Origin of the sequence: Bartonella sp. AA97HXZ (genome assembly GCF_042196985.1) — a bacterium.
Lineage (GTDB): Bacteria > Pseudomonadota > Alphaproteobacteria > Rhizobiales > Rhizobiaceae > Bartonella.
The window spans coordinates 95,693-107,915 of sequence record NZ_JBHIRC010000007.1; the positions used below are offsets into that span (position 1 = coordinate 95,693).

Annotated in this window: 10 protein-coding genes, 1 tRNA gene and 1 pseudogene; 2 read left to right on the forward strand and 10 right to left on the reverse strand. The window is 38.5% G+C overall.

Translation table 11 applies throughout. The annotated features are described in order from the left end of the window. Positions 1–38: 38 nt before the first annotated feature. Positions 39–1,025 (reverse strand): class II fructose-bisphosphatase, encoded by a 987-nt coding sequence (gene glpX, locus ACFINE_RS05585; RefSeq protein WP_375621330.1) that lies wholly within the window; start codon positions 1,023–1,025, stop codon positions 39–41. A gap of 141 nt (positions 1,026–1,166) precedes the next feature. Beyond that, the gene (locus ACFINE_RS05590) at positions 1,167–2,483 is read right to left on the reverse strand and encodes a homoserine dehydrogenase (protein WP_375621331.1); all 1,317 of its coding nucleotides are present in this window, start codon (positions 2,481–2,483) and stop codon (positions 1,167–1,169) included. A gap of 1,248 nt (positions 2,484–3,731) precedes the next feature. On the opposite strand from ACFINE_RS05590, the gene ACFINE_RS05595 reads away from it, so the two are divergent. Then, positions 3,732–3,806, forward strand: a tRNA-Glu gene (locus ACFINE_RS05595). Positions 3,807–3,967: 161 nt separating this feature from the next. Here ACFINE_RS05595 and ACFINE_RS05600 read toward each other — a convergent pair. Beyond that, positions 3,968–4,135, reverse strand: coding sequence for a hypothetical protein (locus ACFINE_RS05600; RefSeq protein ID WP_375621332.1), 168 nt, complete (start codon positions 4,133–4,135; stop codon positions 3,968–3,970). A 117-nt stretch (positions 4,136–4,252) separates the two neighbouring features. On the opposite strand from ACFINE_RS05600, the gene ACFINE_RS05605 reads away from it, so the two are divergent. Then, positions 4,253–6,166 carry an ATP-binding protein gene (locus ACFINE_RS05605; protein WP_375621333.1) on the forward strand — a complete coding sequence of 638 codons (1,914 nt, stop codon included), beginning with the start codon at positions 4,253–4,255 and terminating at the stop codon, positions 6,164–6,166. A gap of 298 nt (positions 6,167–6,464) precedes the next feature. Here ACFINE_RS05605 and ACFINE_RS05610 read toward each other — a convergent pair whose 3' ends face one another. The 7 genes and pseudogenes from ACFINE_RS05610 to ACFINE_RS05640 form a co-directional block, all read right to left on the reverse strand. Continuing rightward, complete coding sequence (locus tag ACFINE_RS05610) at positions 6,465–6,668, reverse strand: hypothetical protein (protein ID WP_375621334.1); 204 nt, start codon at positions 6,666–6,668, stop codon at positions 6,465–6,467. Then, positions 6,601–6,828, reverse strand: a complete 228-nt coding sequence (locus ACFINE_RS05615; protein WP_375612675.1) for a hypothetical protein — start codon at positions 6,826–6,828, stop codon at positions 6,601–6,603. The genes ACFINE_RS05610 and ACFINE_RS05615 overlap by 68 nt, the downstream gene beginning before the upstream one ends. Continuing rightward, the gene (locus ACFINE_RS05620) at positions 6,825–7,487 is read right to left on the reverse strand and encodes a lysozyme (protein ID WP_375612676.1); all 663 of its coding nucleotides are present in this window, start codon (positions 7,485–7,487) and stop codon (positions 6,825–6,827) included. The genes ACFINE_RS05615 and ACFINE_RS05620 overlap by 4 nt, the downstream gene beginning before the upstream one ends. A gap of 63 nt (positions 7,488–7,550) precedes the next feature. Then, complete coding sequence (locus ACFINE_RS05625; RefSeq protein ID WP_375621335.1) at positions 7,551–7,880, reverse strand: hypothetical protein; 330 nt, start codon at positions 7,878–7,880, stop codon at positions 7,551–7,553. A gap of 9 nt (positions 7,881–7,889) precedes the next feature. After that, a complete protein-coding gene (locus tag ACFINE_RS05630; RefSeq protein WP_375621336.1) occupies positions 7,890–11,630 on the reverse strand; it encodes a hypothetical protein in 3,741 nt (1,246 codons plus the stop codon). 17 nt (positions 11,631–11,647) lie between these two features. Continuing rightward, the gene (locus ACFINE_RS05635) at positions 11,648–11,881 is read right to left on the reverse strand and encodes a hypothetical protein (RefSeq protein ID WP_375611072.1); all 234 of its coding nucleotides are present in this window, start codon (positions 11,879–11,881) and stop codon (positions 11,648–11,650) included. 9 nt (positions 11,882–11,890) lie between these two features. Beyond that, positions 11,891–12,088: pseudogene (locus ACFINE_RS05640) on the reverse strand (phage tail protein); the annotation flags it as partial. Positions 12,089–12,223 lie beyond the last annotated feature (135 nt).

Sequence of the window (12,223 nt, forward strand, 5' to 3'; positions counted from 1 at the left end):
AAAAACTCCCTCTATTTTTAGTGACAAAAAAGAAAGCACTAATCAAATTTCGAATGATTTCTATGCTTTGCTTTAATATTACGGACTGTACCCGTATAGGAGCGCATTACGAGAGTTTCCGTTTGAATGTAACGAGATGTAAATTTAACACCAGAAAGCATATTGCCATCTGTCACCCCTGTTGCTGAAAACAAAACATCACCCTTTGCCATTTCTTCCATTGTATAAACCTTATTGGGATCACTAATCCCCATTTTAGCTGCACGAGCAATTTTCTCTTCTGTATCTAGCAGCAAACGACCTTGCATCTGTCCTCCAATGCAGCGCAAAGCAGCAGAAGCTAAGACACCTTCAGGTGCTCCACCAATCCCCATATAGATATCAATACCTGTTTCTTCTGGATCAGTTGTATCAATAACAGCAGCCACATCTCCATCCCCAATCAAGCGAATCGACGCCCCTGTCGCTCGTACTTCATTAACCAATTTTTCATGACGAGGTCTATCCATAATACAAACAACAATCTGATTAACAGTCACTCCTTTAGCCTTCGCAAGAGCATGTATATTATCGGTAGGACAAGCATCTATATCGACTACTCCCTTTGGATAACCAGGACCAATAGCAATTTTGTTCATATAAACATCAGGGGCATAAAGGAGATTACCCTTTTCAGCAATTGCAACTACTGCCAAAGAATTGGCAATATTTTTAGCACAAAGTGTTGTACCCTCTAGTGGATCAAGTGCAATATCGATCGCCAATCCACTTTGAAAACCTACTTTTTCTCCAATATAAAGCATAGGCGCTTCATCCCGCTCACCTTCACCAATCACCACTGTACCATCAATAGGCAATCGATTAAGTTCCTGCCGCATTGCATCTACAGCAGCTTGATCCGCTGCCTTTTCATCGCCACGTCCGCGCCAGCGTGCAGCAGCAACAGCAGCACGTTCAGTAACACGTACCAATTCAAGCGTCAAAATACGATCAAGTCCATTTAAAATCTTCTGAGTTGTGGGCATATGAAAAAATCCTACCGAATGAATACCAGAAAAATATGAGTCCTTATTAAATACTAAGAATAAAGTTTTTTGGCAAAGATGAAAATTTTCCACAAGAGATAAAAGAACTCAAGCGTGCTTTTTTTATTATCAAGAAAGTTATCAATTCTTTGCCATAGGTTCAATACGAATAAATTGAGATTTTGCAACAAGATGTCCATCTTTTTCAATTTCTGCAAGTGCCTGTCGTACATTCACCTCTGTTGTTTCATGCGTAATTAAAATAATTGTTTTTTCAATTTGATCTTCTACAAAAGATCTTTGAACAATCGACTCCAATGAGATGTGATTATCAGCCATATGCCTTGCGACCGCGGCAAAAACACCAGTACGATCATGAACATTTAAACGAATAAAATAACCACCTGCATGATGCGAAATACGTGCTTTTTTATGAGGAGTAAGTTCTAATGCTGGACGTCTTAAAACAGGCGCATACTGAAAACCAGAACGCGCTTTTGCTATATCAGCCAAATCACCAATAACGGCTGATGCTGTTGCCTTTCCTCCGGCGCCAGGACCAGAAAACAGTAATTCACCTAATAAATCACTTTGAATAGAAAGAGCATTGGTTACACCATTTATCTGTGCAATCATTGAGGAAGCTGGTACCATTGTTGGATGAACACGTTGCTCTATTCCAGAATCCGTTTTTAATGCAACCCCTAAAAGCTTAATCCGATACCCCAATTCATCAGCTGCTCTAATATCAATTTGCGAAATATTATGAATTCCTTCAACATAAACATCATCTAACGAAACAGCTGTTCCAAATGCCAAGCTTGTCAACAAAGCTAATTTATGAGCAGTATCATTTCCCTCAATATCAAAAGCTGGATCTGCTTCAGCATACCCAAGTCTCTGTGCATCTGCTAAACAATCTTTAAATGAAAGACCTTCCGTAAACATGCGTGTTAATATATAATTACAGGTTCCATTGAGAATACCATAAATTCGCGATATGCGATTACTAACAAGTGATTCTCTCATCGCTTTGATGACAGGAATCCCCCCTGCAACAGCTGCTTCAAAATGAAGAAAAACACCTTTTTTTTCTGCAATTATAGCCAGCTCTACTCCATGTCGAGCAAGAAGAGCTTTATTGGCTGTTACAACATGATGTCCCGCCTCAAGCGCTCTCTTAACAGCGGTATACACCACATCCAATTCACCACCAATTAACTCTACAAAAACATCAATCTCATCAGAAGCAGCCAACTCCACAGGTGAATCAAACCATTTTATATCACTGAGATCAAGTCCACGATTGCGGCCTTTATCGCGCGCACTAACAGCAACAACTTTGATGAATCGCCCACATTGACAAGCTAAACTATTCGCTTTTTCACATAGAGTTCGAACAACTGAAGTACCAACTGTACCAAGTCCCGCAACACCAACTTTTAAAGCTTCTGCCATTATTAACCACTGATCCCTATCTTCATTGAAAAATCGTTTAAATGATGTGCCAATCAACACAAAAAGTACTTATGTTCATAAAAACAAAAGAAATACCCTGCTCTATTCATTTCATTTTCTCTAATAGAATTATCCCCGCTTGTTCAATCAACATTCCTAAAAATATAATATTTATTGTCTTCAAAGATTTCAGAATCTTTATAAAATATCTAATTCAGAATGAAAATCTGTAAAACTTATAAATGCAAGTTTCCCTAAAGAAAAGTTCTAAAAAATAATCAATAACCAGTTAAAGAATATTGAAGAATTGGTAAGAAAGAATAAAAACATCTCTTCTAAATCAACAAGTATGGAACAAAAAACATTCTTTCATATGATAAATTAAGGGAATGAATAAAATAAAGTAAATCAGTAAATGATAACACATTCCTTCCTACCATTCCATAGCTTTAACTATAAATCTTTAATGCAAAAATCTTAACGCACTCATATATCAAAATAGAACCTTACATTAAAGTAAAAAACAAGACTTGATATGTGTACACCATAATTCTGAAATATTATAAATATGGAGAATAAATTTGCAAAATTCGAATATTTTATCTCAACTTATTACCACCTCTTTGCAAAACTAGCGAATTGAAGTGACAAAAAACTCAATTTACCCTTTATCCACGCTAATTCATTTTCAAATCAAGAATTTCTCAATATGTAAAAGAACAAATGAATGGTTTTTAATTTTAAAAATTTTACAGTCATGTAAAAGTAAATATAAGAAAATTATTTTTTAATATATTCTGTAAAAATTGCTTTAATATTTTTATTATAAAGAATCTTTTTATATTTTGTTAAACTGAAAGGAATCTGTGGCTTGCTCCTCAAAAAACTTTTGTATGATTGGTATTATTTGTTAATTTGGTAATAAATATTGTCTTTCTACTTCATAAATTATACAGTTTTTGCTTTATGATAAGCTCAAATGAGAAGTCTTCTGTATAAAGGCTCTTTCAAGCAAGTTAAATAATATTCTCATATGGTGAGCAAAGATAACAAACGATAAAATATGCAAAAAATAAATACATTAAAAATGCTGTTTTTGATCATTTTTGCCTACTCCTCAAACTGAAAAAAACAATCCAAACAGAAATCGCTCAAAAATTATTCAATAAAACACACTTTTTTCAAAAAAAATGACACAGAGGGCTTGCGAAGTAAAAAGATCCTCTCTATAAGCCTCATCATTGGTTTGCGCCCATCGTCTAGCGGTTAGGACATCGCCCTTTCACGGCGGAAACAGGGGTTCGATTCCCCTTGGGCGTACCATGTTTCTTTTTACTGTACACAATCTATCGATTTTATATATCTTTTTTAAAGTACGGGGTACGTGGATAAAAGTTAGGGAATAGGATTTTCAAACTTGCTTTTACAAAGAGCATTCTTTTTTGCCGACTTTCTCTAATAATTTTTTGAATTTTGATAAATCCTTAATGTTCTGCTGCTTTCTGATTTAAAGCATAGAGTTCAGTTATCTTTTCCTTCATCCCCACAAGAACAAGTCTTTTGTCAATCTCGACAAAAGACAAAAGTGGTACATTATTTTTTACAAGTAGAATATTTTCCACGATCACTGTACAAAAACCATTATCAAGCATATACAATATCTATTATGGTAAGAAGTTATTAATTTTCATCAGGCACAGTGCGTTTAATATCATCATAAAATTTAAATATTACAACGAGATATATAAATAAAATATATTGGTGTACTCATGCTTGTCAATCTTAATGCTATAATTCGCGATCTTTCTCCAAAAACTAATATCGTTACAGTTCTTAAGGAAGCTATAGTTAATTCTATACAAGCTCATGCGACAAAAATTGATATTTTATTTCAACTTTATGGCAATACGGATTTATGGAAGAATCAACCAGTTTTTTCTATAAGTGTTTTTGATAATGGAGATGGATTTACAAAAGAAAATATCAAATCTTTCTCTACCTACAAAAGTGATTATAAAATTCAAGAAGGATGTAAAGGGATTGGACGTATTACTTACTTGAAAATATTCAAGGCAGTTAAAATTGTTAGTTTTAGCAAAAATGAACATCATACTAAAATTTCACTAAATTTCACTCCGCAGTTTACACAAGATTCTTTTAAAAAGGAAAATAGCGAAAACTATAAATGGTGGACTACACATTTGCATTTACAAGAAACTCATGAACAAACTGATTTAGATATAAATTTAGTCCGTAACGAAATTTATTATCATCTCCTTCCTTTACTTTTTTTACTGAAAGAAAAAAATATTCAAATTAACTTTTATGTACATGATGTAAAAAATTTAGAAGATTTAAATAACTTAAAGGACATAGAAAATTTAGAAGCTATAGAAAACTTAGAGAAAAGAACAATAAATACGCAAGATTTACCTTACTTAGAAAATAAAATTTTTGAAGTTGGTCCTTTAAAGATTCCCTTCACCCTTTCTTATTATTTCGAACAGAACGTAAACTCTAAAGCTAAAATAGAAGCTTTCTATTGTGCTAATAATCGTACTGTCATGCCTTTTTCAAAGTTTATAAATATCAATCCAATAAACGATATGATTATGATATTTTTATTGGAATCTCCTGTTTTTGACAAATATGTTAACGATGAACGAAATGAGTTTGAGATTAATGAAACAAATCCTGACTTAGAAACGCAACTATCTTGGTATGATATTAATCAAAAACTAGAGAGTATTTTGGATGAAACAATTAATATAAGATTTCCAGAAATTAAAGAAAAAAAGAGCGCTCTTCTCAAAAAAATTTCTGAAGAATATCCTTATTTAGTAGATTTTCTAGACACAAAGTATGTAATTGGTGGTTTCTCAAAAGAAGATTCATTTATTGAAAAAGCAGAAAGAGAATATTCAAAAAGGAAGTTGACATTTAGAAAGATTCTTCGTGAAGGTAAAGGAACACCGAAAAAGAATTTACAAGAAGCACGAAATTTTGCTAGTCTGGAGTTAACTCAATATATTCAATTCCGAGATGATATTTTGAATGAGCTCTCTAAATTATTAAAACCTAATACCTTAGAGAAAGAAATTCATAATTTATTTATTCCACAACAATGCACTGCTGATAAAACCTTATCTTTACCATTAAAAGAGAATAATTTGTGGATACTTGATGACAACTTAATGAGCTACAGCTATTTACAAAGTGAAAAGGAAATAAAGTCCTTTATTACTAAGGTTAATTTGCTTTTATCGACTTCTGAGGAAAGTAATAAAAAATTACGCAGTCGACCTGATATAGCTGTGTATTTTGACTCTGAGAATGGGAACCGTGCTGTCTTAATAGAGTTTAAAGGTCCTACAGCAGATTACAAAAATTCAGGTGTTTCTCAATTAATGTATTATGCCGAAACACTTCAAAGCGCCGGTGTTAAAGAAATGTATCTCTATCTCATTGCTGAAGTAGATGATGCTTACGAAAAGGTATTACTTGTTACAAATAATTTCACTAAAATTTTTTCTCCAGAAGGAAAATATTATCGACGTTATTGGCCTACATTAAATGCTTGTGTACACGTTATCTCTCTACACACTATTTTAAGTAACGCAAAATCACGAAATAGCACTTTTATGAATATTATTAAACAGGATTTGTTATGCCATCGATCATAGAAAACCAGTGAAGCATTCTATTATTCGGCTTTTGATTATCCGCTTTTTTAAGTGTGAGAGGATGTTATCTGTCGCATCCATAAAACAAGCAAAATTAATAATCCATTTGCTAAAAAATTTTGCGCGTCCAGAGTGTATTTAGAGTTGGATATTTGATTTTTGTGTAAAAATATTTTCCAATGCCTCTATGAGATGCAAAAAATCAAGCGCTAATAAGAGTATAATGAATACAATCTGTTTGGTATAATGTGACATCACTTTTCTGCTTCTATAAGTTCTGTATCGTTTTGTGTTTTTTCTAGCCATCTTTCCAACCACATAAATGGGCTCCCTGCTTGTTATGCTTCAAAATATCTCTTGCAAGGTTGGAACTGATGACCTCAACATCCTGATTATCCAAATAAATGGGCAACCAGCCACCACAAGAAACAGACCTATTTGCCGCGCACCCAACGAGAAAGTTCAGAGCGCACACCAGCATCACTTTTTTGATTAACTTCATTTTCTACCTCAAGACGGGTTGTTGCTGTCTTTAAAGCATTCTCTGTTTGCTTTTGCCGTTCGCTTTGCTTGCCAAGCTGAAATGCCTTGGCTAAAGCCATAAAAAAAACGGCTAAAGCCGCTGTAAACATAAGAGAATATTTCTTTAGCCAAAAAATCATAAGCGTTGCTCCCCAAACCGCTTGGCGACAATCACTATGCCCGTTACAGCCGCTAAAACCATGATACCTGCTAAAGCCCATTGCACCGGACCATTGCCAACCAACAAGCCTCCAAACCCCGAACAAGACCCTATAATCGGGGCAAGTGCTTCTATCTTTAAAAGACCGCTTGCTGTTTTCGTTTCTACCCTTTGATAATTCGAAGAAACATAAGCCCCTTTTACCCATAATCCCGCTTCTGCTGCTCGACGGTTGGCTAAACCCGCAAGAGGCTTCCCACCGACCTTATTCCATTTCTGTAATTCTAAGGGTACGGCTTCATAATCCCCTTGATTAAGCTTCTTCAATAAGGTTGACTTGCGAAAAGCAGCTGTTCCTACATTATAGCAAAATGAGACCAATGCCGCGAATTGGCAATCCGTTAACGAAACCGTCACCGATTCCTCTACCGTCTGCTCAAATTGCTTTAAGTCTTCACAAAGGATTTCTTCTGCTTGCTTTTGGCTAATACACATGCCTTTTTTGACAAGGGGGTGACCCGCATTGCTGGTGTGACCATAACCAATCGTCCAGACACATGCCGTATCTCGATATGCCTCTAAACGCAAACCTTCCCATTGTTTGATAAGCTCTAATCCTTCTTTCGATATCTTTCTCATCTGACGCTCCATAAAAAAAGCCCCACAAAAGTGAGGCGGCATAAAAATGTTTTCTTATGATCTCTATTGGCTATGCTCTTTGATCAGCTGCTCGACTTCTTCAACACGAAAGCCAAGTTGAAAGAGCGGCGCATAGTCGCTTTCCTGTAATTCATACTGACAACGCTTTTCTACAAAATCACCATTTGAATCAAACGGCATGGTTGTTGTTAGACAAACCTTATGCGTGTCATCTTCAATCCCCTCTTCTCCCTCTCCAAGCTCTTTAACAAAAACCCAATAAAAACGTGTTGTTAAAAGATTCCCTAGCCTTCTTACTGTTTCAACTTTGTCAAAAGAAAGCATGTTCAGATAATCTTCTTTGCTATTTAAATGTTCTGGATATTCTATCATCTCCCCCTCCTAAACAAAATGACGCGTATGGCTACATCCACGCGCCGCAACTTGTTCATTTCCACCATTGACGATCATGGTGGCTCGAGTAAAACGCCCATTATCCGTTGTATTACTCCAGCTACCACCCCCTAACAATGCTCTCATTTCAAACGTATTTTGCGTACGGCTTATGGGTATAGGAAACGTGCCCGATAAAAATTGCCAAACATAACCGCAACCATCCTCACAACCGATATGCGAGATCATTCGACGATTCGCCGTATCCTTATATCCACCTGAAACCTTAGAGGTTGGTTCTTTCTTGCCAACAATATGTGTCTTTTCATTGCTTCCATACATAGCAGAAGCAAACGCTTCATCACTCAGTAAAGATTTTTTAACACGCGCCATATCTGTTACATGTTCGGTATAATTACGGTTTGTTGTTATATTGGTACGATACATTGATTTCGTATTTTCACCCGTCCCTGATTGAAGATAAATATCAACCCAAAGATCTGTAGAGGGGTCATAAACCATACCTTCTGGTGAACTATGCGGACGGTGATTGAGACACCAAACTGAATTGGGTAAAATATCCCCTGCTCTATAACCAGACAATGGATGACCGGAAATCGTACCAACATCCGCACAAAGCGTATGAAACCCTCCTATCTTTCGCGAATTACTCACTGTGTAATTCCTTGGATACGTAGAGTTTTCTGATAAAACAAATTTATGAGACTGTCTTCCATCAGAAACCAAATAAACATAATAATCCTTCCCCGCCGAAATAGAAGAAACGTTTATTATTGTATCTTCCGTATAACTTGCAACCAAAGTATCATTGCCTAATGCCAAGGTTATACGCGTTCCTTTCTTCAATGTGAGTTGTTTTTTCCCTGTTGCAATAAGAAACGGCGTGGAAATTGAAAGAACCGTTAAATTGGACTGTTTCAGTAAATTGTTTACCTCTTCCGCTAGCGCTTTTGCCTGTGAAGCTACTGTATGAGCTGTTGTCGCTGTTTCCAGAGAACTCTTGATACCACTAAGCTCTTTCTTCATTGTATCGGCGGTTGTTTTGGCTTCTTCTGCTGTCCTTTTCGCTCTATCGGCTACTTCCTTGGCTTTTTCGGCTTCGCTCTTGGCTTGATAGGCTTGTGAATCTGCCGCCTCGGCTTTTTTCTTGGCTTCTTCGCCTGCCGTTTCTGCTAAACTTGCTGTAAGCTTAGCACTATCTGCTGTTTCATTCGCTTTGTGGGCTTTATTCCACGCTGCATTCGCTGTGCTTTTTGCATTTTCCACCTCACTACGCGCTTGCGTCGCATCATGTCTTGCATAACCAGCAGACTCCTTGGCTTCCTTGGCTATTTTTTGTGCCTCTTCCGCTTCTTCTTCTAAAGACGCGGCTTTCTTACCCGCTGTTTCGGCTGCCCTCTGCGCCTCTCCTGCTATATATTTTGCATTACTCGCTATTTCCTTGGCTTTTTCTACTTCATTCTTGGCTTCATACGCTCGGTCATCGGCTTTCTCTGCTATTTTCTTGGCTTCTTCACCTGCCATTTCTGCTAATCTTGCTATAGTCTTAGCGTTATTGGCTGCTTCATTCGCGTCGTAAGCTTTACTCCACGCTTCATTCGCTGTGCTTTTTACTTTTTCCACCTCACTACGCGCTTGCTCCGCATCATGGTTAGCATAACCTGCTGTCTGTTTGGCTTCTTTAGCTATTTTTTGTGCTTCTTCTGCGGCTGCTTCTAAAGACGCGGCTTTTTTACCCGCTGTTTCAGCTGCCTTTTTCGCCTCTCCTGCTGCATATTTTGCACTATTGGCTATTTCCTTGGCTTTTTCGGCTTCATCTTTTGCTTCATACGCGTAGTTATTGGCTTTCTCCGCTATTTTCTTGGCTTCTTCGCCTGCCGTTTCTGCTAAACTTGCTGTAAGCTTAGCACTATCTGCTGTTTCATTCGCTTTGTGGGCTTTATTCCACGCTGCATTCGCTGTGCTTTTTGCATTTTCCACCTCACTACGCGCTTGCTCCGCATCATGCTTGGCATAACCTGCTGTCTGTTTGGCTTCTTGTGCTATTTTCTCGGCTTCTTCCGCTTTACGCTTCGCCTCTTGTGCTATGCCCTTCACCGCTTCCCCACTCACCTGCCCTGCCGTCTCTCCTGAACGCGCCGCAGACTCTGCTACCGCTTTCGCTTCCAAAGCTATTCTAGAGGCTTCTGTTGTGCTCTGTTGGGCTTGCTCCGCTTTCGCTATTGCACTATCTGCTGCACTCTTGGCTTCTTCTGCTGTGCTCTTCGCTGCATTCGCAACTGTAACAGCGCTTTCTGATGCTACTTTGGCTTCCTTAGCTACGCTCTCTGCTGTTTCTGTCGCTGTCGCTACCGATTGTTTTACTTCCTCCACTAAACCTTTTGCCTCAACAGCTGTCGTTTTACTTTCATTGGCTAACGTTGCTGCCTGATCTGCTACTTTCTTCGCTTCAGCGGCTTTAGACAGTGCTTCTGAGGCATCTTGTTGCGCTGTTGATGTCTCTAACGTCTGTTTGGCTTCTTGCGCCATAGTCTTGGCTTCAGAAGCTGTGATTGTCGCATCATCCGCCTTCTTTTCCGCTCTTGCGGCTTTCTCTTCTGCCGTCTCTGCTGTGCTCTTAGCTTCACTCGACTTCGTTAACGCTTCTAAAGCTTTTTGCCCGATCTCATCACCAGCCTGTTTAGCTGTGGTAGCGGTCGATAATGCCGTTTCTGCAATACCTTTCACTTCTTCAGAAATATTCTTGACATCATTGACTAAGGTAAGCGCTGTAGATGCTTTATCCTTCGCTGCATTCGCTTCTGTAAGCGCATTGGTAGAGGCATTTTGGGCTTCTGTTGCAAGTTGTTTGGCTTCTTCTGAGAGTGTCTTAGATGACTCTGCTATCTGTTTGGATTCTCTTGACTCCGTTAATGCCTTCTCTACTGCCGTTTGTACTTGAGACGCTGTTTTTGTAAGTTCTCTAACAGAAGATGTCGCCCGTTCCGATAAACCTTTTGCTTCTTCGGCAATATCCTTCGCATCAGCGGCTGTCTGTTTGGCTCCATCTGCCTTCATACTTGCTTGTGTCGCTACTGTCTTAACTTCATGATACGTCGCTACCGCTGTTGCGGCTACTTGCGTCGTCTCTGTTGCTGTTTGGGAAGCATCTCTCGCTGTTTGTTCTGCACGTTCAGCAATGGACTTCGATTCATCGGCTAATCTCTTTGCTTCTGTCGAAACATGGACGGCGTTCTCACTTGCCTGCTTGACCTCTACAAAACTTTGCAATGCCGTAGCCAATGAACCTTTCGTACTACTTATTTCCCCTGTAGCTCTATCAAATCCTGCCTTCGCCTCTTCTGCCATTTGCTTGGCGGCATCAGAGGCACTCTTGGCTTCTTCGGCTAATCCCTTGGCTGTATCCGCTGTATCTTTTGCACGATTAGCCGTTGTCGTTACTGCTGTAACCGCTTCACCCGTTTTGGTAACTTCGCTAAGCGCTCTTTCCGATACTTTTTTCGCCTCTTCTGCAACCTGTTGCGCACCATTCGCACGCGACATGGCTTTTTCTGCTTCTTGACGTGCATTAACAACCTGCTCTAACGGCGCAAAGGTTTCATACGAATACAAAGAGGCCGTCCCTAAAAGCTTCGGAACAACAACGCTGTCTTGCGAAGTCCCTTCTCTGATTTCCTCTTTCGTTGCAACAGGTATCAAATATTCATGTTCATGATCGGGTATCTTCATCTGCTTTATTCCTTCATTCAGAGCACTTCGTCTAATGAACACTCTTTCAAATCTTCAAACTCTTCTCTTAAGGTCTCTAAGCGCTTCTCTAAATCTTTCAGTGAACCATCAAGCTCTGTTTTCAAAGCGGCTTTCAATAAATCAAAAACGCCAGTAAGCGGCGCATGTACAAAACCTCCCCCAGAATACAAAACGACCCGTACTTGAGACGGGTCGCTAATCTCTGATATCGCAAACGGTTTTAATGACATTTCAACTCCTCATGTCTTGATCCCATAAATTACACTCACATTAACGGGGCGCGTTTCAACACCACCAACCCTCTCTGCCATGAGATGATGTTCATGATGCTCTCTGTCATTCAGACCTTCTGTTATAGGCGTTGAATAATATAAAAAATTAGCAAAGGGGCTCCTGATAAACCAAGGTAAACGCGGCGGCTTGTCTTTTTCTGTAAACCTACAACACACTGATTTATAATGATAATTCACTGTTTTGTATGTTGAATGAGAGTCTCGAATATTGTAAGATTCTCTCATTTCAAGTCTGTTTATATTGAATCAAACAAACCCATTTGCTTGCACGGCATAAGC